This is a genomic window from Methylobacterium sp. WL7 (assembly GCF_008040085.1).
Classification (GTDB): Bacteria; Pseudomonadota; Alphaproteobacteria; order Rhizobiales; family Beijerinckiaceae; genus Methylobacterium; species Methylobacterium mesophilicum.
This window is the reverse complement of sequence record NZ_VRVG01000025.1, coordinates 1-20,446: the sequence shown is the minus strand read 5'-3', so window position 1 is coordinate 20,446 and position 20,446 is coordinate 1. Positions and strand designations below refer to the sequence as shown.

18 protein-coding genes are annotated in these 20,446 nt (G+C 71.2%); 13 read left to right on the top strand and 5 right to left on the bottom strand.

Features of this window, described 5'->3' with window-relative positions; translation table 11 throughout:
• Positions 1-113 precede the first annotated feature (113 nt).
• The 4 genes from FV233_RS09380 to FV233_RS09360 all read left to right on the top strand — a co-directional run bounded on the left by FV233_RS09380 (position 114) and on the right by FV233_RS09360 (position 3,188).
• Complete coding sequence (locus tag FV233_RS09380; protein WP_147897308.1) at positions 114-1,802, top strand: MCP four helix bundle domain-containing protein; 1,689 nt, start codon at positions 114-116, stop codon at positions 1,800-1,802.
• A gap of 28 nt (positions 1,803-1,830) precedes the next feature.
• Positions 1,831-2,175 (top strand): hypothetical protein, encoded by a 345-nt coding sequence (locus FV233_RS09375; RefSeq protein ID WP_147897307.1) that lies wholly within the window; start codon positions 1,831-1,833, stop codon positions 2,173-2,175.
• A 323-nt stretch (positions 2,176-2,498) separates the two neighbouring features.
• Positions 2,499-2,681 carry a hypothetical protein gene (locus FV233_RS09365; protein ID WP_147897306.1) on the top strand — a complete coding sequence of 61 codons (183 nt, stop codon included), beginning with the start codon at positions 2,499-2,501 and terminating at the stop codon, positions 2,679-2,681.
• A gap of 255 nt (positions 2,682-2,936) precedes the next feature.
• Positions 2,937-3,188 (top strand): hypothetical protein, encoded by a 252-nt coding sequence (locus FV233_RS09360; RefSeq protein WP_147852753.1) that lies wholly within the window; start codon positions 2,937-2,939, stop codon positions 3,186-3,188.
• 129 nt (positions 3,189-3,317) lie between these two features.
• Here the strand turns inward: FV233_RS09360 and FV233_RS09355 are convergent, their stop codons facing one another.
• The gene (locus tag FV233_RS09355; protein ID WP_147852752.1) at positions 3,318-3,716 is read right to left on the bottom strand and encodes a PRC-barrel domain-containing protein; all 399 of its coding nucleotides are present in this window, start codon (positions 3,714-3,716) and stop codon (positions 3,318-3,320) included.
• A gap of 266 nt (positions 3,717-3,982) precedes the next feature.
• On the opposite strand from FV233_RS09355, the gene FV233_RS09350 reads away from it, so the two are divergent.
• Entirely contained in the window at positions 3,983-4,873 is an 891-nt protein-coding gene (locus tag FV233_RS09350; RefSeq protein WP_147897305.1) for a DMT family transporter, read from the top strand.
• A gap of 9 nt (positions 4,874-4,882) precedes the next feature.
• On the opposite strand, the gene FV233_RS09345 is transcribed toward FV233_RS09350, so the two are convergent.
• Positions 4,883-5,806, bottom strand: a complete 924-nt coding sequence (locus FV233_RS09345; protein ID WP_147897304.1) for a hypothetical protein — start codon at positions 5,804-5,806, stop codon at positions 4,883-4,885.
• A 136-nt stretch (positions 5,807-5,942) separates the two neighbouring features.
• Between FV233_RS09345 and FV233_RS09340 the strand changes: the two genes are divergently transcribed.
• From FV233_RS09340 to FV233_RS09325, 4 genes are all read left to right on the top strand, one after another.
• On the top strand, positions 5,943-6,506 hold the full coding sequence (locus tag FV233_RS09340; RefSeq protein ID WP_147897303.1) for a nitroreductase: 564 nt from the start codon (positions 5,943-5,945) through the stop codon (positions 6,504-6,506).
• A gap of 27 nt (positions 6,507-6,533) precedes the next feature.
• Positions 6,534-7,163, top strand: coding sequence for a flavin reductase family protein (locus FV233_RS09335; RefSeq protein WP_147852749.1), 630 nt, complete (start codon positions 6,534-6,536; stop codon positions 7,161-7,163).
• Positions 7,164-7,490: 327 nt separating this feature from the next.
• Positions 7,491-8,603 carry a lytic transglycosylase domain-containing protein gene (locus tag FV233_RS09330; RefSeq protein ID WP_147897330.1) on the top strand — a complete coding sequence of 371 codons (1,113 nt, stop codon included), beginning with the start codon at positions 7,491-7,493 and terminating at the stop codon, positions 8,601-8,603.
• A complete protein-coding gene (locus FV233_RS09325) occupies positions 8,600-10,156 on the top strand; it encodes a DUF2336 domain-containing protein (RefSeq protein WP_147897302.1) in 1,557 nt (518 codons plus the stop codon). Before FV233_RS09330 ends, FV233_RS09325 begins: the two co-directional genes overlap by 4 nt.
• Positions 10,157-10,177: 21 nt before the next feature.
• On the opposite strand, the gene FV233_RS09320 is transcribed toward FV233_RS09325, so the two are convergent.
• Positions 10,178-12,034, bottom strand: a complete 1,857-nt coding sequence (locus FV233_RS09320; RefSeq protein WP_147897301.1) for a glycoside hydrolase family 15 protein — start codon at positions 12,032-12,034, stop codon at positions 10,178-10,180.
• Between the two features lie 131 nt (positions 12,035-12,165).
• A complete protein-coding gene (locus tag FV233_RS09315; protein ID WP_147856351.1) occupies positions 12,166-13,410 on the bottom strand; it encodes an acyl-CoA dehydrogenase family protein in 1,245 nt (414 codons plus the stop codon).
• Positions 13,411-13,539: 129 nt separating this feature from the next.
• Between FV233_RS09315 and FV233_RS09310 the strand changes: the two genes are divergently transcribed.
• Both FV233_RS09310 and FV233_RS09305 read left to right on the top strand, forming a co-directional pair.
• A complete protein-coding gene (locus FV233_RS09310) occupies positions 13,540-14,295 on the top strand; it encodes a response regulator (RefSeq protein ID WP_187277839.1) in 756 nt (251 codons plus the stop codon).
• Positions 14,292-15,704 carry an ATP-binding protein gene (locus FV233_RS09305; RefSeq protein WP_147897300.1) on the top strand — a complete coding sequence of 471 codons (1,413 nt, stop codon included), beginning with the start codon at positions 14,292-14,294 and terminating at the stop codon, positions 15,702-15,704. Before FV233_RS09310 ends, FV233_RS09305 begins: the two co-directional genes overlap by 4 nt.
• A gap of 124 nt (positions 15,705-15,828) precedes the next feature.
• Here the strand turns inward: FV233_RS09305 and FV233_RS09300 are convergent, their stop codons facing one another.
• Positions 15,829-17,976, bottom strand: coding sequence for a methyl-accepting chemotaxis protein (locus FV233_RS09300; RefSeq protein ID WP_147897299.1), 2,148 nt, complete (start codon positions 17,974-17,976; stop codon positions 15,829-15,831).
• 437 nt (positions 17,977-18,413) lie between these two features.
• Here FV233_RS09300 and rocF point away from each other — a divergent pair, with 437 nt between their 5' ends.
• Together rocF and FV233_RS09290 are read left to right on the top strand one after the other, a co-directional pair.
• A complete protein-coding gene (gene rocF, locus FV233_RS09295; protein WP_147897298.1) occupies positions 18,414-19,382 on the top strand; it encodes an arginase in 969 nt (322 codons plus the stop codon).
• Positions 19,382-20,245 (top strand): urease accessory protein UreD, encoded by an 864-nt coding sequence (locus FV233_RS09290; RefSeq protein WP_147897297.1) that lies wholly within the window; start codon positions 19,382-19,384, stop codon positions 20,243-20,245. The genes rocF and FV233_RS09290 overlap by 1 nt, the downstream gene beginning before the upstream one ends.
• Positions 20,246-20,446: the final 201 nt, after the last annotated feature.

The window sequence follows — 20,446 nt, the reverse complement described above, 5'->3', positions numbered from 1 at the left end:
CTTCGTCCGTAATTACGGGACCAGAGCAATCAGCGGTTGTTAACATCTGTTGGTTAAGCATTCGCGGCTGCAGCCTGCGCAAATTTGCTATTCCGCTGCATTCCGAGGGTGCCGTGACGCTGCAATCTGTCTCCATCCGCACGAAATTGATCGTGGCGTTCACCATCCTGACCGTCTTCGTGGTTGGCCTGGGTATACTCGGGCTCGTCAGCACGCAGAAGCTGCGCGATCAGACCGTCGCCATCGAGACCAACTGGCTGCCGAGCATCAGGACGCTGAGCGAGATCAATACGCTGACGGCGCGGAGCAGTGGGCTTCTTCTGCGCCACACACAGGCGACCGATCCGGCCCTGCTGGCCACCATCGAGAAGGACATCGGCAACTTCGACAAGTCCGTGGACGACAAGACCAAGTTCTATCGCACCTTGATCAGCTCACCCGAAGAGCAGGCATTGGACGCGACGCTGAGCCGTGCGTCGGAAACCTTCCGGGCTGTCCGGGACGAGGTGCTGGCCCTATCGCGCCGGGGCGACAAGGCGCAGGCCTACGCGCTCTACGAGACGAACGGGCTCGCGCCCCGTCGTGCCGTCTCCACCACCCTCGAGAAGCTGATCGCCCTCAACAACGAAGGCGCCAGCGCCGCCGAGGCACAGGGGCTCGTGGTGTTCGAGGAGACCCGTACGGTGACCCTGATCGCGATCGGGCTCGCCCTGGTTCTCTCGGTCCTGTCGGGGGCGGTGATCGTCCTGGGTGTCACGCGCGGCATCCGGTCCGTGGTGCAGCCGATGCAAGCCCTGATCGCCGGCGACCTGTCGGCGACGATCCCGCACCAGGGCGACCGCACCGAGATCGGCACGATCGCGGACGCCGTGCAGGTGTTCAAGGACGGGCTGATCCAGATGAAGGCTCTGGAGGCCGAGACGGCCGAGGCCCGGCTCACAGCCGAGGCGCAGCGCAAGACCGGCATGCGCCAGATGGCCGAGACGTTCGAGCAGGCGGTCGGCGGCATCATCGGCCTCGTCTCGGCCTCCGCCACCGAGCTTCAGGCAACCGCGGGGGCGATGTCGGCCATGGCCGGCCAGACCTCGGCGCAGTCCGGCGCGGTGGCCGCCGCGGCCGAGGAGGCCGCCAGCAACGTCAACACCGTGGCGGCCGCCGCCGAGGAGCTGGGCTCGTCGGTCCAGGAGATCGGCCGCCAGGTCGACGGCTCGGCCAGCCTGGCGCAGCGCGCCGTCAGCGAGGCGGATCAGACCGCCGTGCTGGTGCAGGAGCTCAGCACGGCGGCGGCCCGGGTGGGCGACGTGGTCGGCTTGATCTCGTCGATCGCCGGCCAGACAAACCTGCTGGCCTTGAACGCCACCATCGAGGCGGCCCGCGCCGGCGCCGCCGGACGCGGCTTCGCCGTCGTCGCCTCCGAGGTGAAGGCGCTGGCCGAGCAGACCGCCAAGGCCACCGAGGAGATCTCGGGCCAGATCGCCCGGATCCAGGCCTCCACCGGCCAAGCCGTCACGGCGATCGGCTCGATCGCGGCGCGGATCCAGGAGATCAGCGGCGTGACCACCTCGATCGCCGCCGCCGTGGAGCAGCAGGGCGCGGCGACCCAGGAGATCGTCCGCAACGTCAGCCAGGCCGCCATGGGGACCGGGGCGGTGACCAGCAACATCACCGGCGTCGCCAGCGCCGCGGAAGAGACCGGATCGGCGGCGAGCGAGGTGCTGGGCGCGGCATCGGAACTCTCGCGGCAGTCCGAACACCTCGCCGCCGAGGTCGGCCGCTTCCTCGCCACCGTGCGGGCGGCCTGAACGGCGGCCCGCCAGGATCGCCGGCCCGATGCGCGCAGTCCAAACCGGTGCGCGCGTCGGCCCAGGCGACGTTTCGCGTTCCGAGCAACCATCGGTTGACCACGCCGACACCCCGCCGCTCGCCCAGGAGGGAGCCAGAACCAGATTGCGGACTTCGCCCGGCGGCTGCGCGTATCCCGCACTGTTCAAGGTCTTGGCCTTCCTGGCCGCGCTGGGATCGGTCGCCTGCGGTTTGCTGATCGTCCGGGACCTGCTCCAGTTGTTGACGCTGCAGCAGAGCCCGACCGAAGCACGCGTGGCAACGTTGCTGGCGGTTCTCGCCGTCGGCTCGAGCCTGGGCGCCGCCGCAAGCCTGCTTCAACGAAATCGTTGAGCCGAATGCGGACAAAACCCATCGCGACCCAGGTGTGCCGGAGCACGCCCGCCCGGAAAGCTTAGGCATACATCAGGGTCACACCGCGAACACAGTCGCGGACCTGATGGAGACTTCCAATGCCCCTCGCAACCCGCCTCACCATTGCCGCCGCCGCGACGATCGCCACCTTCGCGGTCCTGGCCGGCTCCTACGTCCAGGCCTTGAGCCTCGCCCTGCCGGCTCACTTCGTCTGATGCGATCGGACCCGGCGACGGAACGCCCGGCAACCCGGCGCTCCGTCGCCCCAGACGGCCTAAATCTCCTGCGCGGGGAGGCAAGCGATGCACGCCATCCTGTCATCCATGCTCGACGGCGCGACCTGGGTCGCCGACAGGCTCAATACGCTTCTCGACGACGCCGTCATCGGCTTCGGAGCTGCAGCCCCGTTCGTAGTCCGAAGCGAGGACGACGCCGGCGGTGAGGCCCCGGCTCCTGCGACCAAGCTCTCCCCAAACGCCCCGTGACGGATTGATCGGCGGCGAGGGGCCCAGCGACGCCGAGCCCGCTGTCCGCACCGGCGCCGGCGTGGTTGACCGAACCGCCTGAGTCGGCCTCAGGTGGCATTGAACGGACCCGTGCGTCCGCGCACCGTCAGGGCCCCTGATCTGTGTCGTTTTCTAAAATGGTCGGCCGGCATCACTATTGCCGAGTCTGAGCAGCATCGCCATTTCTTGTCTCATTCGCGGACAAGTGGCGAAAAGCAGTCCAGGATTGAGCCAATGGCCGCTGCCACAGTAGAGAAGCCGCTGGACGTCGGCGGCCCGATCAGCCGGAGAGCCGCAGCGCTCGCCAACGTAAAATGGTTTCGGGCTCTGGCATCTCGCGTGCTGCGCGAAGGGGGGCCTCAGGCGACATTGCGCGCCGCCAACGCCAGGGCGGCGGCCCGCATCATCCTGCGCCAGGCCAAGCGGGACGCACTCGTCAACCGGATGGCCCGTGAGGCTCTGCAGGCGGATCGGGTCTCGCACTAGATCGGGCGCCTGTTCGACTGCGCCGTGCCGACGTATCCCTCGAAGCCTCTGCTGCGATGAACCGCCGAGGTCATTCGGAAGAACCGGGGCCGCCGGCCAGCCCATGCCGCCGGCAGCCCCGTCGAACGCTCAGCGCTTGAATTTGCCGTCGTACTTGAACTCCGGCGCGGACTTCAGCTGCTCCTTGGTCGCGCCGATGATCGCCTTCCACTTCTTGGCGTCGGCATCGTAGCCCAGGGCCACGGAAGCCGGCGACACGGCGACGTAACGCTCGCCCATGCCGAGGAAGCCACCGACCGAGACGATGTAGCCGACGACCTTCTCGTTGTGGATCGCGATGTCCTTGATCTCGCCGACGGTGTTGTTCTCGGCGTCGGTGATGTTGAGGCCGATCAGGTTGTAGCTCAGCACAGCGTCCTGCGGCACGCTCTCGAACTTGGGGGCCACCGTCGGGGGCGTGGTGTTCGCGGCGAGGGCGGGTCCGGCGAGGACAGCGGCGGCGAGGGAAGCGAGGACGAGGCGGCGCATCGAGATCTCCAGCGGCCCGGGATGGGCGCGGGGAAAGGGCCGACCTGCACGCATCGTTCCGCGTGATCGCAGAAATGTTAATCCCCGGAACATGGAACCGACCGGCCGGATCGTTAGGCCACCGCGCGTGTCCTGCCGCGCGGCCGGTACAGTTCGGCTCGTCCGGCCCGAACCGTCCCTATCTGAGCACGCGCAGCAGGCGCATGTCCCGGCGGATCAAGGCCGAGGGGACAGGCGTGGCACGATCCGGGCAAGCATCGACGGCATTGACCGACCCAGGCGCCGGGCGGGACCTCGCCTCGGCAAAGCCGGGGGCGTGGATCGACGGGCTGGTCGGCGTGGCGATCTTCAGCGGCTCCCTGGTGGCGACCCGGCTTGCGCTCACCGGCATGGACGCGCTGTTCCTCAGCGCCGCACGGGCGGCCCTGGCCGGGCTCGCGGGGGCCGCCGCGTTGCTCATCCTGCGGGAGGCCTGGCCCCGCAGGAGCGACCTCGGGGCGCTCGCCATCGTGGCGGCGGGCGTGGTGGTCGGGTTCCCCCTCCTGACCGCGCTCGCCCTGCGCACCGTCAACGCGGCGCACCGGACGGTCTTCGTAGGGCTGCTGCCGCTCGCCACCGCCGTGTTCGGCGCCCTGCGGTCGGGCGAGCGCCCCTCCGCGGCGTTCTGGATCCTGTCGATCCTGGGCGCCCTCGTGACGGTGGGCTTCGCGGCGCGCGGGCTCGACGGGCCGCCGGGGCCCGGGGACGCCTTCATGCTGGCGGCGATCCTGGTCTGCGGCCTCGGCTATGCGGAGGGCGGTAAGCTCGCGCGGCGGCTCGGCGGCTGGCAGGTGATCGCGTGGGCCACCGTCCTGTCGCTGCCGCTCTCCCTGCCGCTGGCGCTGGCCTTGCGCCCGGCCGATCCCGGCGCGATCCCGCTGCCGGCCTGGGTCGGCCTCGGCTACGTCGCCCTGTTCAGCATGCTGATCGGGTTCGTGTTCTGGTATCGGGCGCTGGCCCGGGGCGGCATCGCGGCGATCGGGCAGCTCCAACTCCTGCAGCCGTTCATGGGGCTGGGCATCGCCGCACTGGTGCTGGGCGAGCGGATCGAGCCCGCGATGATCGGGGCGGCGCTCGCGGTCGCGGCCTGCGTGGCTTTGGCGCGGCGGATGGCCTGAACCGAACGCTCAGCCGGCCTTCGCCACCACCTCGATGTCCCGGTCCATCCCGCTCTCGACCTTGAACTCGCGGGTGTAGACCTGCCCGTCATGCCGGGCGATCAGCACGTAGTCGCCCTCGGCCAGGGTTACCTGCGGAAACGCGCCGATCGCCTCGCGGATCGTGTCGCCGCCGGGGGTGAGGACCGAGAAGGCGGTGCCGGCATAGGCCTCCGCCCCGTAGGCGGCGACCAACTTGAGGGTGACGGTGGCGGCGCGGTGGTTGAGCGTCGCCTCGGTGACTTTGCCGTTCTCGACTCGCAGGTCGGCGCGCTGGATCGCGTTGGATTCTCCGTAGGTCGAGACCACGTGATACGTGCCTTCCGGCAGCCGCAGGATCTCCCCGGCCTTGATGCCGGAGCGCACGAGCCGGCCTTCGGAATTAGTGCCCACCGGCACGAACACCGAGAACACCACCTGGGCGGGCGGGATCTTCTGGTCGCCGACGGCGCCGGCGAGCTTCAGCGCGCCGGCCGCGACCCGGAGGGTGTCGGTGGCCGGCTGTCCGCCCATCACGATGCGCTTCGAGGCACTGGCGAAGCCGTAGGTAACGGTCGCCACGTAGGCGCCCGGGGGCAGGGTGAAGTTCGGCTCGGCCTCGGTGGAGCGGCCGACGATCGAGGGCCGGGTGCCGTCGCCGCGATCCTCGTAGATCCGCCAGGCCAGGCCCTTGCGCAGCGGCACCCCCGCTCCGGACAACAGCGCCGACAGGGACAGCTGCGCCTCCGGCTCGGCCGGCGGCATGTTGGGCGGCAAGGTCGGGCTGGTGATCGACGGGGAGGGCAGGGGGTCGCCGAGGCGGTTCTGGAACACGCCCTGCTGCGCGCGCGCAGCAGCGGGCATGAGGGCGGGCGAGAGAATTGCCAACGCCATCGCGGCAAGCCTCGTGCGCATCAGTCGAATCCTCATCAAGTCCCAGTCCGGTTCCGCCTGTGCCTCCGGACCATGGCGGCGGCAAGGCCGCACGGTCTTCCCCCGGGTGCCCGTGCGTGCCACATCCGGGTCCCGATTCATCCGCGGGACAGGACGCATGACTGCCACCCTCGACCTCCTGACGACGCGCCGTTCGGTCCCGCCGCTGCTGCTGGACGGCCCGGGGCCGGACCGCGCGCAGCTCGAGACCATCCTGACCGTGGCGTCCCGGGTGCCCGACCACGGCAAGCTGGCGCCCTGGCGGTTCATCGTGATCGCCGACGCGGCGCGGGAGCGGGTCGGAGACATCATCGCGACCACGTTCGCGGCGGACAACCCCGATGCGAGGCCGGAGCGGCTCGCCCAGGAGCGCGGCCGCCTGATGCACGCGCCGCTGACCGTCGCGGTCGTCTCCCGCACGGGCCCGCACGTGAAGATCCCCGAATGGGAGCAGCTGCTCTCGGTCGGTGCCGCCACCATGAACCTCGTGGTCGCGGCCAACGCCTCGGGCTTCGCCACGTCGTGGCTGACGGAATGGTACGCCTACGATCGCCGGGTGCTGGACGCTCTGGGCCTGGCGCCATCCGAGAAGCTCGCCGGCTTCGTGCATATCGGCCGGGCCCGCGAGGTGCCGTCCGACCGTCCGCGGCCGAGTCTTTCGGAGATCGTGACCTATCTCTGAGTGCGTCCCGACTCAGAAGGCGCATCCGTGCATTACGATCTCGACGTCCCGCGCGAGGCCCGCGCGCTCCCGCACAACCCCCTCAAGGCGATCGTGGCGCCACGCCCGATCGGCTGGATCAGTGCCATGAGCCGCGAAGGCAAGCTCAACCTCGCGCCCTACTCGTTCTTCAACGCGGTCGCCGACGACATGGTGGCGTTCTCGTCCTCGGGCCGGAAGGACGCCATGACCTTCGCCGAGGAGGGTGCGGAGTTCGTGTGCAGCCTGGCGACCTGGGACCTGCGCGACGGGATGAACGATTCCTCGGCGCCCCTGCCGCGAGGCGAAAGCGAATTCGCCTTCGCCAACCTGGAGACCGCCCCCTCGCAGAAGGTGCGCCCGCCCCGGGTGGCGGCCTCGCCTGCCGCCCTCGAATGCCGCTGGCTCCAGACCGTCCCGCTGGTGCCGCTCGGCGGCGGCGAGGCCGAGAATTTCCTGGTGATCGGCCAGGTCGTGTCGATCTACGTCGACGAGCGGTTCGTATCGGACGGCATGGTCGACACCGCCGCGATGCATCCGATCATGCGCGGCGGATATTTCGACTACTTCCACGCCACCGCGGAAACCCGGTTCCAGATGCGCCGGCCCAAGGGTGCGGCGGAGTTCACCGGATCCTGAAAGCTCGATTGAAGCGGGCGCAGCGGAGCGTTGGACGTTTCGCACAGCCCCTGTCCCGGGCGCATGCAGCGCCAGCGGAATGCGGCCCGGGACCCAGCACGAGACAACGCGAAGCGACTATGTCCCTCCAGGAGCGTGCCGCTACGCGGCGCTTTCCCTGCTGGGTCCCGGATCGCATTCCACTATCGTTCCAGGCGTCGAGGAGATGGGGCGTGGCTCTCCGCTAAAGATGGAGAATCGCGCCCGACAGGGCGCACCGTCGATTGAGGAGTTGTTTACCATAGGCGGCGCAGGTTCACGGTGTCCTCAGACCCCGTGCGCGCCCGGATGTTCCTGTTCACCACGCCATCCAGCCCATCGGAAAGCAGCCCGCCCGCGCAGGGACGGGCGGCCGCGGGCTCGGCCGCCTCCGGGCCGGTCGTCCAGGCGATCCGCGACGGCGCGATGGCGAGCGGCGTCGGGTTCGACTACCTGCTCGCGACGGCCCGGCGGGAATCCGCCCTCGATCCGGCGGCCAAGGCCGGGACCTCCTCGGCCACCGGCCTGTTCCAGTTCATCGAGCAGACCTGGCTCGGGGTGATGAAGAATGCCGGGCCGAAACTCGGCCTCCAGGCGCAGGCGGACGCCATAACCCGGCAATCCGACGGCACCTACGCGGTCCCGGATGCCGAGCAGCGCCAGGCGATCCTCGACCTGCGGCGCGATCCGAAGATCTCCGCGACGCTCGCCGGCGCCCTGACCCAGCAGAATTCCGACGCCCTCGCGTCGGCGCTCGGGCGCGACCCGACTGCGGGTGACCTCTACGCCGCGCACGTCCTCGGCGCGAAAGGCGCAGCCGCCCTGATCTCCACCGCCCGCGCCTTCCCGGCCCGGGCCGCGGCCCTCGACCTGCCGGAGGCGGCCGCAGCCAACCGATCCCTGTTCTACGACCGGACGGGCCGGCCGCGCAGCGCCGCCGAGCTCTACGCCAGCCTCGCGGCCGCCGCTCAGGGTGCCGCACAAGGCGCCGCACAGGGCGCTACCGCCACAGACCTGACCGTGTTGCGCCAGGACGGCGCCCCGGCCACGCAGGCGGCCACGGCCTATGCCAGCACCGCCACGGCGTTCGGCGGCACCTCCGACCTGCGCAGCCTGTTCCAGACCGACCAGCGCGGCACGGCCTCGGACGCAGCGGCGCGCCTCTGGCAGGCCCGCAACGCCGCGCCGCCGACCCAGCACCCCGCGCCGACCTATTTCCCGCGCTCCGGCGCGGAGACGCCGCTCGTCGCGGCCGCCGCCGAGCCCGCGATTACCGGCGCCCTCGCCGAACCGGCGCCGACGCCGGCGGGCCTCGCCCTCGTCAACCCGCCACTGCCGCCCCGCCGCCCGGCCGATCTCGCCGCCGCGGGATCCACCACCGGCATCAGGAACAGCCTGTTCGCCCCCCGGAGCGGCCCATGATCATTCGCGAGTTCCTCGCCTGGACCCAGAATGCCTCGGCCGGCCGCAGGGCCGAGGCGACCACCGCGCTGGCGCGCGCCTTCCTGTACGGCGACCTCTCCGCCGACGAGGCCTGGGAGGCCAAGACCGCACTGCTGTCGCTGCTGGACGACCCGTCACCCCTGGTCCGCCGGGCGCTCGCCGAGACCTGCGCGGCCTCGGCCCGCACCCCGCGGCCGCTGGTGGTCGCCCTGTCCTGCGACGTGCCCGAGGTGGCGCGCCTCGTCCTGGCGCGCTCGCCGGTGCTCACCGACGCGGACTTGGTCGACGCCGCCGCGCTGGGCGACGAGACCACCCGCGCGGTGATCGCGGCCCGGCATCACCTGTCCCCGTCGGTGTCGGGGGCGCTCGCCGAGATCGGCGAACTGGAGACCCTGGTGGTGCTCGCCGGGAATCCCACGGCGAAGATCACCGCGGGCCGGATGCTGCGCATGATCGAGCGCCACGGCGCCGAAGCCCGCCTGCGCGAGGCCCTGCTGTGCCGGTCCGATCTGCCGCCGGAGGTGCGCTACACGATCGGCCTCGCGGTGGCCCAGGCGCTGTCCCAGTTCGTGATCGCGCGCGGCTGGATCGGCACCGAGCGCTGCGACCGGATGAGCCGCGAGGCGGGCGAGCGTGTCGCCCTCGAGACCTGCGACGATTCGGGGGTCGCCGCGGTGGCGCGCCTGGTGGCGCATCTGCGCACCACCCGCCAACTCACCGCGGGCCTGATCCTCCGGGCCGTGCTCTCGGGCCGGACCGACTTCGTCCACGCCGCCCTCGCGGACCTTTCGGGGCAGGATTACGCGGGGATCACCCGCGCCATGCGGGATTCCCCGCGCGACCCGCGGGCCTTCGCGGAGCTGCACCGGAAGGCCGGGCTCCCCGAGGCCCTGCTGCCGGCCATGCAGGCGGCTCTCGCGGCCCGGCACGCGGCGGCGGGCGGGCTGCGCGGCGCCGGCCTGTCACGCCGGATGATCGAATCCGCCATCGACGCCTGCACGGACCTGCCGGCGCCCGAGATGCACGCCGTGGTCGCGCTTCTGACCCGCTACGAGGCCGAGGCCGCCCGCGACGAGGCCCGCGAGGTCGCCCGCGCCGTCGCGGCCGAGGCGATGGCGCGCGAGACCGCCCGTCGCGATGCCGAAGCTGCGGACGCCGCCTGGCGCGCCGCCCTGGAGAGCCAGCGGCGCACCGCGTTCGCGGCGGCGAGCGCCGGCGAAGCCGTCGTGGAGGCGATCGCCGCCCCGGCCGAGATGCCCGATCAGGCCCCGGTCGAGCCCGCGATCGCTGCGCGTGCGGATGGCGCGCCGGCCATGGCCGAACCGCTCAACCCGGTCGGCGCGATCCTCGACGCGCTGCCCGAACACATCCTGGCCTGGTACCGCACGGAGCCGAAGGAGGAGGATCCGGAGGTCCAGGCCGCCATGCAGGAGGTCCTCGACGGGCTCGGCGCCGACCTGCTGGACCAGTTCCGCGCCAGTCGCAGCACCCCGGATACCGCATCCGACGCGGCCATCAAGATCGCAGCCTGACCGGCGGGGCCGGCGGTCGGTCTATTCGGCCGCCCGTTGCGCGATGGGGTCGACGAGGCCGAAGCGTTCGATGCTGTCCTCCAGCCGCAGGGCCGCGTTGATCAGAGCCATGTGGGAGAAGCCCTGCGGCGTGTTCCCGCGCTGCGCGCCGGTGGCCGGGTCGATCTCCTCGGCGAACAGGCCCACATCGTTCCCGCGGGCGATCAGCCGCTCGAACGCCGCCTTGGCCTCACGGGTCCGTCCATCCAGCGCCAGGCACCCGACCCGCCAGAACGCGCAGGCCGTGAAGGTGCCCTCGTCGCCCTTCAGCCCGTCATCCATGCGATAGCGGTAGATCAGGTCGCCGTCGCCCAGCTCGCGTTCGATCGCTGCCAGCGTCGAGCGGGTGCGCGGGTCGCTCGGATCCAGCGCACCGAACAGGGCGATCCGCAGCACCGCCGCGTCGAGGTGGTGCGAGTCGTAGGCCCCGGTATAGGCCTGCTTCTCCGGGTTCCAGCCCTTGTCGTGGTATTCCGCCCGGATCTCGGCGGCGATCCGCTCCCATTCGGCGATCTTCTCCGCGGGGACGCCTTCGATGTTGCGGCCGATCCGGGCCGCGTCGGTGAGCGCGACCCAGATCATCGCCTTGGTGTGGACCTGCTGGCGCGGTCCGGTCCGCAATTCCCAGATGCCATTATCGGCGTCGTGGCGATGGCGGATCGCCCGGGCGGTGAGGTTGTCGAGCACCTCGGGCAGGCGGTCGTTCACCTTCTCGGGCGGATCGTAATCGACCGCCTCCAGGAACACGCACAGCGCCCGCAGCAGTTCACCGTAGATGTCGTGCTGGTCCTGGGCCTCGGCCAGGTTGCCGATCACGACCGGGCCGACGCCGCCCCAGCCGGCCAGGTGGTCCAGCACTTCCTCGGCCGGCATGCCGTCGCTGATGCCGTACATCAGCTTGGTGTCGCGCCCGTAGGAGCCGTCGCGCTCGCGCAGGAAGCGCAGGAATTCGGAGGCTTCGCGCACGTAGCCCAGCATCACGAAGGCCGTCACCGTGAAGGCGGCGTCGCGCATCCAGGTAAAGCGGTAATCGTAGTTGCGGTCCCCCGGCACCGCCTCCGGCAACCCGGCGGTGGCCGCCGCCACGATGCCGCCCGAGGGCGAGTAGGTCAGCAACTTCAGGCACAGGGCCGAGCGCATCACCGCGTCTCGGTAGGCGCCGCGGTAGCTGCTGCGGGCGCTCCAGCGGCGCCAATACTCGGTGGTGGATTCCAGGCGGCGCTGGGCCCCGGCGAAATCCTCGATGCAGGCGTCTTCCTGGTCCTCGCCATGGGTCAGGACCAGGTAGGCGGTCTCGCCCTCGGCGAGGTCGAACAGGACCTCGGACGCATCGCCCTCCAGCTGCGGCTCCGGGAAGGCGTTGACGCGCAGGCGCCAATCCCCGGCCTCGAACAGCACGGACCGGCCCTCGACGATCGGCGTGCAGGGGCGGCGCGCGTAGTCGAAGGTCGGCCGCACCACGAACCGGCCGGCGACCCGCCCGCTCTCGCAGGTGAGCAGCCGGATCAGCCGGCTCTCGCCCTCGCCGTCGGGCCCCTCATCGGGCTCGGGGCTCGGCGGGTTCACCGGCATCACGTCGATCAGCCGGGCGCGCCCGGTCGCCGTGGTGAAGGTGGTCTCCAGGATGTTGGTGTCGGGCACGTACCGGCGTGCGGTCTCCGTGAGCCCGTCGAAGGCGAGGCTGCACGCGCCGCCCTTGTCGTCGTCCAGGAGCTTCAGGAACAGAGCCGGCGAATCATGGCGCGGCCAGCACAGCCAGTCGATCGAGCCGTCCCGCGCGATCAACGCGCAGGAATGGGTGTCGCCGATGAGGGCGTAATCGCTGATGGGCTTGGACACAGGGCTTCCGAAAGGCGGTCGCGCCGCCGGTGCGGCATGGGACGAACCTATCGTGAGTTAGCCAGACCGCCCCGGGCGGGGAGTCCCGCTCGACGATTCGCCGCACGGGTCCGCGGCCGCGGAGCGGCCGATCACCCCTTGGGCCGCGGCAGCATCCGGTCGCTGATGATCCGCCGCTGGATCTCGCTGGTGCCCTCGAAGATCGTGGTCAGGCGCGCGTCGCGCCAGTAGCGCTCGACCCGCCGCTCGGTGGTGTAGCCGTTGCCGCCGTGCAGCTGCATCGCCTGGTTCGTCACGCGCACCGCCATCTCGGTCGCCAGAAGCTTCACCATGGCGGATTCACTTTCGGCGGCCTCGCCCTGGTCGAGCAGGTGGGCGACCTGCTGCCAGAACGCCCGCGCCTGGGCGACCTCCGCGGCCATGTCGGCGAGCGCGAAGCGCAGAGCCTGGAAATCGCCGATCGGGTGGCCGAACTGGACCCGCTCCTGGAGGTAGGCCTGGGTATCCTCCACCGCCGCGCGCGCCACGCCGACGGCGCGGGCCGCCGTGTGGACCCGGGCGATGTTGAGGCCGCGCTGGACCGAGGCGAAGCCGCCGGAATCCGCGTCGGCCCCCTGGTCGCCGTAGAGGCCGGTGAGCCGATCGCTCTCGGGCACGCGCACGCCATCGAGGGCGAGCTCGAAGGTCTGGAAGCCGTGATAGCCGATCTTGTCGATCACCCGGCCGGTCACCCCGGGCGGGAAGCTGTCGCGCTCCTTCACCACCAGGAACGGCTCCAGGCCGGCCGAGCGGGACTCGCCGGGCTCCGGGTCGCGGGTGCGGGCCAGGACCTCGATGAAGTCGGCGCCCTTGGCGAAGCCCGCCCAGCGCTTGGTGCCGGTGATCACCCAGGTGTCGCCGTCCCGCACCGCGCGGGTCTGCACGCCCGCCAGATCCGAGCCGGCATTGGGCTCCGACAGGGAGATCGAGCCGATCCAGCGGCCCCGGGCCGAGCGGCGCAGAAGATCCGCCCGGCGCTCGGGGTCGAGGGTCTGGGTGCCGAGGCCTTGGCCCCGGGCCAGGATGCTGCCCACCGACAGCCAGGCCCGGGCCAACTCCTCCGAGACGAGGCAATATTCGAAGACCCCGAGACCGAGGCCGCCCTGCGCCTCGGGTATCGTGATGCCGAACCAGCCCTTCTCGGCCATGGCCTCGATGAGCCCGCGGGGCATCTCGGCCTTCTGCGGATCGAGCTCGTCGGCGAGCGGGAGGACGACGTCGTGCGCGAAGGCGCGCGCCTCGGCCTGGAGCGCGGCCCGGGCCGGATCGTGCCAGGGCGAGACCAGTTCGGGCGGCTTCGGGGCGATCGGATCAGGCTTGCGCGCCATCGTGCTCATGCTTTCCCCCGGCTTCCACCCGCCGCTGCATTCATGGCCACGCGGCACGGCAAAGCTGGAAACACGCGCTTACAAAATGGTTCCCGCAGCCATCTTCGAATAATCGCCGCGTCGGCGCATAATAACCTGATGACGCTCGCCGATCCGCTCGCCGAATCCTTCGCGATGAACGCACCCGCTACCCCCCACATCCTCGTGGTCGAGGACGATCGCGAAATCTCGGCCCTGGTCGCCCGCTACCTGCGCGGCAACGATTGCCGCGTCACGCTCGCGGGCGACGGCACCGAGATGGACCGGGCGCTGGCGGAGGCGCGGATCGACCTGATCGTGCTCGATCTGATGCTGCCGGGCGAGGACGGCATGAGCCTGTGCCGCCGCCTGCGCAGCGCCTCGCAGATCCCGATCCTGATGCTGACCGCGAAGTCCGAGGAGGTCGACCGCATCCTCGGCTTGGAACTCGGGGCCGACGACTACCTGGCCAAGCCGTTCAATCCGCGCGAGCTGCTCGCCCGGATCCGGGCGATCCTGCGCCGGGTGGCCGCCGAGGCACCCGACCCGGACGAGCGCCGCCGCCTGCACTTCTCCGGATGGACGCTGGACGTGTCGCTCCGGCAGGTGCTGTCGCCGGAAGGCGCCCGCATCGCCATGACGGGCGCGGAGTTCGAGCTGCTGCACGCGCTCTGCCTGCGGCCGGGCCGCGTCCTGTCGCGCGACCAGCTGCTCGACCTGACCCAGGGCCGCACCGCCGGGCCGTTCGAGCGCAGCATCGACGTGCTGATCTCGCGCATCCGCCAGAAGATCGAGCGGGATACGCGCAATCCCGAATTCATCCGCACGATCCGCTCGGGCGGATACCTGTTCACCCCCGAAGTGACCCGGTCATGAGCGCGTTCCGATCCTTGCGCGCCCGTCTGCGCCCGCAGAGCATCGCGGGGCAGATCGCCCTGCTGGTCGTGGCCGGGATCGCGGTGGCCCACATGGTCGCCACCGCGGCGTTCCTGCTCCTGCACGAGCCGCAGAACCCGGACACGCTACCGGGCGTCGCGGCGGGCCGGCTCTCCACGCTGGTTCGGCTCCTCGACGAGGCGGACCCGGCCGCGCGGCCGGCCCTGCTGGCGAGCGGTCGCAGCCTGCCGCTGATGCGGGTCGAGGCGTGGGATGGGACGGTGCCGCCGGACGCGGCCCCCGTGCCCGACCTCCCGGTCATCCGCCGTCTGCGCGTCGGCGCCGGCCGGCACGTGACCCTGGTGGATCTGTCCAACCAGGATCCGGCACAAACGCAGTCGGACGGGCAACTGCATATCGGGATGATCACGCCCAAGGGCGCGACCCTGCAGGCCACGCTGCCGAACGCGCCGCTACGCCCGCCCCGGCAGGGTGCCCTGATCTTCACGGTCGTGTTCCTCGCTCTGACCCTGGCGCTGCTCTGCGTCTGGGCGACCCGGGCGCTGACGGCGCCGTTGGCGCGGCTGGCCGGCGCCGCCGAGGCGTTCGGCACCCACGACGACCACGTCGCGCTACCGACGGCCGGACCCCGCGAGGTGCTGGCCGTCTCCCGGGCGCTCGACCGCATGCGCGCCCGGGTGCGCCGCCTGATCGACGACCGCACGCAGATGCTGGCGGCGATCAGCCACGACCTGCGCACGCCGATCACCCGACTGCGCCTGCGCGCCGAGTTCATCGAAGACGAGCACACCCGCACGGCCACCCTGCGCGACCTGGACCAGATGAACGGCCTGGTGGAGGCGGCCCTCTCCTTCGTGCGGGACGGGCAGACGCGGGATGCCAGCAGCCTGAGCCTCGTGGACCTCGCCTCGGTGGTCCAGACGGTCTGCGACGACTTCTCGGATTTCGGCGCTCCGGTGCGCGTCGGCCGCAGCCGGCACGTCCTGGTGCAGGGCCGCCCGGAGGAACTGCAGCGGGCAATCACCAACCTGGTGGACAACGCCGTCAAGTACGGCGGCCGGGCGGAGGTCCAGATGGAATCCTCGGAGCGCGGCATCCGCATCTGCGTGCTGGATCAGGGCCCCGGCATCCCGGAGACCGAACGCGACGCCATGCTGCAGCCCTTCGTGCGGGGCGACCGCGCCCGCAATCTCAACGCGGCCAGCGGCTTCGGCCTCGGCCTGTCCATCGTGCTGGCGATCGTCGAGGCGCATAACGGCCGCCTGACCCTGGAGAACCGGAGTGAGGGCGGCCTTTGCGCCGCCATCGAGCTGCCCCTGGCGGCGCAGGCCTATGCGAGCCGGGCGGCGCAGCGATCACAAGGCCCGCTGCCGGCCCGGGCGGCCTGACGGCCGTCCGAGCCGGATCGTCTTCTCGGCTTGGCGCATCGTGCCGGAACCGGCACGATGCGCCAGCCCCCTGATCCGCATCGTCTCTTTCCGGAAGCCGGCGGCCAGCTTTCGGAACGATGGTTCAGGCCGCCCGCACGTTGCGCAGGAACTGCGACACCTCGGCCCGGAGCTGCTCCGACTGGGCGGCGAGTTCGTCCGAGGCCTGCGCCACGGAGGCGGCGGCCTCGCCGGCATCGCTGGCGACCCGGGCGACCTCGGCGATGTCGGCGGTCATCCCGCTGGTGCCGGTCGAGGCCTGGCCCATGCTGCGGACGATGTCCTGCGTGGTGACGCCCTGCTCCTCGACGGCCGCCGAGATGCTGGTGGAGACGTGGTTCATCGCCTCGATCTGGGACACGATGCCCTGGATCGCCTCGGAGACGCCGCCGGTCACCGCCTGGATCGACGCGACCTGCCGGCCGATCTCCTCGGTGGCCCGGCTGGTCTGGGTCGCGAGTTCCTTGACCTCGGCCGCCACCACCGCGAAACCGCGGCCGGCCTCGCCGGCGCGGGCGGCCTCGATCGTGGCGTTCAGGGCCAACAGGTTGGTCTGGCCCGCGATGGTCGAGACCATGCCGACCACGTCGCCGATCCGGGTGGCGGCGGCGGCGAGATCCGCCATCGTGCCCTCGGCCCGCTTGGCCTCGCCGACCGCGGTGGCCGACATGCCGGCCGCCTGCTCGACCTGACGCCCGATCTCCTGCACGGTGGCGCCGAGTTCCTCGGCGGCCGCAGCCACGGCATCGACGTTGTCGGCGGTCTGGCGCGCGGCGCTGGCGACGCTGGTCGAGCGCTCCGAGGTGCCACTGACGGCGACCCGCATGGTGCCGGACGCGCCCTGCAGGGCCGCCACGCCCCGGGTCAGCCCCTCGACGATGCCGCCCACCGACATCTCGAAGCCGTTCGCGAGATCCTGCAGCATGGCCCGGCGGGCCTGCTCCTCGCGCAGCCGCGCCGCCTCGGTGGTCTGCAGCTGCTGCGCCGCATCCTCCAGCGACACGTCGCGGATGATGACCACGGCGCGGGCGATGTCGCCGATCTCGTCCCGGCGCCGGCTGCCGGGCACGTCGCTGAGCGCCTGGCGTTCGGCGAGCGCCTTGAGCGCGCGGGTCAGGGCGCCGAGCGGCGACACGATCGAGCGCGCCAGCAGCAGGCCGAGCACCGCCGTCCCCGCGAGAACGCAGAACCCGATCAGGAGCAGGTTGCGGGAGAGCGCCCGCACGGCGTCGATCGCCTCGGCCTGCGACTGCTCCGCGACCACGATCCAGGGGGCGCCGAGCACGCTGACCGGCGAGGCCGCCGCCATGTGCGGGCCGTCCGCGGCGGCGAAGTCGAAGCTTCCGCCCGCCTTGAGCCGACTTGCCTCGATCCCGAGCGGCGTGAGTTCGCTACCGGCCTTCACGGTGGCGTTGAGGGGCGGGTTGCTGCGCAGGCGCCCGTCCGCGCCGGCGGCCAGCACCTGACCGGTCTCGCCGAGGCCGGTCCGCTTGGCGAGCGCCTGATCGAACAGCGTCGGCGTCACCCGCATGGCGATGAAGCCGATCCGCTCGGCGGCCTGGGCCGTGCCCATGGCGACGTTCGCCCGCTTGGTCATGGCGCGGCCGATGAAGGCGGCCGGGACGCCGTCCACCGGATAGGCCGAAAAATCCTCGTACAGCACGGCGCTCGGGTCGGCGGCCTTGAGACGTTGGACGAGACGCGCGAGCGCCGTATCCTTCAGCGCGTCCTCGGTCACCGCCAGGCCGAAATCCTTGCCCTTGGTGGTGGTGTACACGACACGGCCGGCATCATCGAGGAACAGCAGGTCCGCGTAGCCGGCCTGCGTGATGAGCTTGCGCGCCGTCTCCTGCACCTTCACGTGCCGGCGCCCATACATGCCGGTGCCGTCGAGGGCGACCCGCGCCTCGGCGGTCGGCGGCGCCTGGAACGCCTCGATGACCGCGGCCGTGTCCGGCTTGGCGGGGTCGAGGTTCTCGATCAGGTCGGGGAAGTTCGAGACGATCTGCGGATGCGCCGACGTAGCCAGGAAGTCGGCCTGCATCCGGTCCGCCACCAGCTCGATCCCGTCGCGGCGCGCCGCCGCGGCGAGCTGCAGCCGCTCGTTCGCCGCGTCGATCAGGCCGGACTTGGCGGAATACCAGCTGAAGCCGCCCATCGCGGTGGCGCTGAGCAGGGCCAAGCCGATCGTCATCGCCGGCAGGCGAGAACTCAGCCGCGAAAGCACCACCATGGCTATCCTACATCGTTTTCTTAGAGAGAGCGCCGCAACCTTAGAGCAATGCCACTAAGATCCCGTAAATTTTGGCTGCAAACCATGGAATTATAACGCAAAACTCAATCTATCGTACCACAAGAACATTCAATAGTTATAGGAATGCTGTGTTCCCAAAAATACAGTCGGAATCACTTGGACACTTGGATCCGTACGAAAAATGCCATCCAATACAGGTGTCTACATGACGATTCAGCAGCTGACCTGCCGGTTCGTCCCGTGAACCGATCGGTCCGGAATTCGCCCGCATGCGGAATGCCACGGCGCCGAGGCTAGCGCGGCCCGCGGCTTGCGGGCGGTCGGGCGATGCGGAAGCGAATCGTTGGCCCGCCCTTCGAGTGCGCCTAGAGCATCGGTCGGGCGCACGAGCCTCCACCTGCACTTGAGGGGACCGGATGACGAGCGACACCAGCCGAGAGGATGCGCACCGGATCGCGCTGATCGGGGCGCCGATCGAGGTCGGGACCAGCGAGCCCGGCGCGCTCATGGGCCCGGCGGCCCTGCGAACGGCCGGGCTGGTCCGGACCCTGTCCGACCTCGGCCACGCGGTCGTCGATCACGGCGACGTCGTCCCAGACGGGCCGGTGGACGCGCGGGGCCTGCCCGCCGTCACGGCCTGGACCCGCGCCCTGTCGCGGTCGGTGGAGGCCGCCCTGGGCGCGGGCTCCCTGCCGCTCGCCGCCGGAGGCGATCACAGCCTGTCGCTCGGCTCGGTGGACGGTGCGATGCGCCACTGCGCCCGGGACGGCCGACCGCTCTTCGTGCTCTGGCTCGACGCCCATGCCGACTTCAACACCCCGGAGACCTCGCCGTCGGGCAACGTCCACGGCATGCCGCTGGCGGCCCTGTGCGGCGAGCCGGGCTTCCCGAGCCTGTTCGCCGAGCCGGTGCCGGCGCCGCTGCCGCCGGCCAACGTCCACCTGTTCGGCCTGCGATCGATCGATGCCGGCGAGCGCGCCCTCGTGACGGCCCGGCGGGTCGGCGTCACCGACATGCGCACCATCGACGAGTTCGGCGTCGTCGCGCCCCTGCGCCGCGTCCTCGACCGCGTGGCTCGGGACGGCGCGCATCTCCATGTCAGCCTCGACGTCGATTTCCTCGACCCGTCGATCGCGCCCGGCGTCGGCACCACCGTACCGGGGGGCGCGACCTTCCGCGAGGCGCACCTGATCATGGAGATGCTGCACGATTCCGGCCTGGTGCGGTCCCTCGACGTGGTCGAGCTGAACCCGTTCCTCGACGAAAGGGGCCGCAGCGCCCGGGTGCTGGTGGAACTGGTGGCGAGCCTGTTCGGCCGGCGGATCCTGGACCGGCCGACCCCCGCGATCGAGGCGGTGTCGAGCGACCCGGCCGGCCGCCGCTGATGTCGGACGGCGAGGCCCGGGTTCAGGATCCTCCGGCGGCAGGGGCGCCCGCGCGCCAGCGCTCGGACGGGCGCGTCCATCTGCGGGCCGGACCAGCCGGGGGAACGGGTCCGACCCGCATCCTCGACCTTGCCGAATCCGGCCCGTCGCGGCTGCGCTTCCCCCGCGGGGAGGGGGCGCTGGAGGCGGTGCTGGTCAACACCGCCGGCGGTGTCGCGTGCGGCGACGCCTTCACGATCGCGCTGGACCTCGCCCCGTCGGCCGACCTCGTGCTGACCACCACGGCGGCGGAGAAAATCTACCGCTCGGACGGGCCAGTGAGCCGGATCGAGAACCGCGTCACACTGGGGGAGGGCGCCCGGCTGGCCTGGCTGCCGCAGGAGACGATCCTGTTCGATCGCGCCCGGGTGCGGCGGCGTTTCGAAGCCGACCTGGCTGACGGCGCCGCCCTGCTCGCCGTCGAAATCGTGGCCTTCGGCCGTGCCGCCCGGGGCGAGCGGATCGAGGCGGGGTTGTTCGCGGATGCCTGGCGCGTGCGCCGGGCCGGACGGCTGGTCTACGCCGACAGTGTTTGTCTCGATGGCCCGATCTCCGATCTCCTCGCGCGACCGGCGATCGGCGGCGGTGCCCGGGCCTGCGCGACCCTGCTCGATGTCTCCGACGGCGCCGAGGCCCGCCTGGAGGAAGCCCGCGCTCTGCTCGAACAGGCCGCCGTGCCGGGGATCGAGGCGGCGGCGAGCGCCTGGAACGGCCACCTCGTCATCCGCGCCCTGGCCGATGGGGTCGGCCCCCTGCGCGGCCTCGTCGGCCGGGTGCTGGCCGGGTACCGCGATCGGCCGATGCCCCGGGTCTGGCAGAGCTGAAAGGCTCTCCGTCGGGCCAAGGGCCGGTCCCGCGCCGATCGGCCCGCATATTCCTGCGCGGAAGCCGCACAGGGCGATCGCTTGAAGGGGATCAGGCGGTCTGAGTGACGATGGCTCTGAGGTAGTCGTGGTTCCAAGCGGCGGCTTTTCTGCGGGTCTTGAGGCTGTCCGTGTCGGATGCGGTGCGGATGAGGTTCATGG

Excerpts from the sequence above, each read along its gene's own strand:
- FV233_RS09375 (WP_147897307.1), top strand. The coding sequence starts at position 1,831 with ATGCGCGCAGTCCAAACCGGTGCGCGCGTCGGCCCAGGCGACGTTTCG.
- FV233_RS09365 (WP_147897306.1), top strand. The coding sequence starts at position 2,499 with ATGCACGCCATCCTGTCATCCATGCTCGACGGCGCGACCTGGGTCGCC.
- FV233_RS09360 (WP_147852753.1), top strand. The coding sequence starts at position 2,937 with ATGGCCGCTGCCACAGTAGAGAAGCCGCTGGACGTCGGCGGCCCGATC.
- FV233_RS09355 (WP_147852752.1), bottom strand. The coding sequence starts at position 3,716 with ATGCGCCGCCTCGTCCTCGCTTCCCTCGCCGCCGCTGTCCTCGCCGGA.
- FV233_RS09345 (WP_147897304.1), bottom strand. The coding sequence starts at position 5,806 with ATGCGCACGAGGCTTGCCGCGATGGCGTTGGCAATTCTCTCGCCCGCC.
- FV233_RS09340 (WP_147897303.1), top strand. The coding sequence starts at position 5,943 with ATGACTGCCACCCTCGACCTCCTGACGACGCGCCGTTCGGTCCCGCCG.
- FV233_RS09330 (WP_147897330.1), top strand. The coding sequence starts at position 7,491 with ATGTTCCTGTTCACCACGCCATCCAGCCCATCGGAAAGCAGCCCGCCC.
- FV233_RS09325 (WP_147897302.1), top strand. The coding sequence starts at position 8,600 with ATGATCATTCGCGAGTTCCTCGCCTGGACCCAGAATGCCTCGGCCGGC.
- FV233_RS09315 (WP_147856351.1), bottom strand. The coding sequence starts at position 13,410 with ATGAGCACGATGGCGCGCAAGCCTGATCCGATCGCCCCGAAGCCGCCC.
- FV233_RS09310 (WP_187277839.1), top strand. The coding sequence starts at position 13,540 with ATGACGCTCGCCGATCCGCTCGCCGAATCCTTCGCGATGAACGCACCC.
- FV233_RS09305 (WP_147897300.1), top strand. The coding sequence starts at position 14,292 with ATGAGCGCGTTCCGATCCTTGCGCGCCCGTCTGCGCCCGCAGAGCATC.
- FV233_RS09300 (WP_147897299.1), bottom strand. The coding sequence starts at position 17,976 with ATGGTGGTGCTTTCGCGGCTGAGTTCTCGCCTGCCGGCGATGACGATC.
- rocF (WP_147897298.1), top strand. The coding sequence starts at position 18,414 with ATGACGAGCGACACCAGCCGAGAGGATGCGCACCGGATCGCGCTGATC.
- FV233_RS09290 (WP_147897297.1), top strand. The coding sequence starts at position 19,382 with ATGTCGGACGGCGAGGCCCGGGTTCAGGATCCTCCGGCGGCAGGGGCG.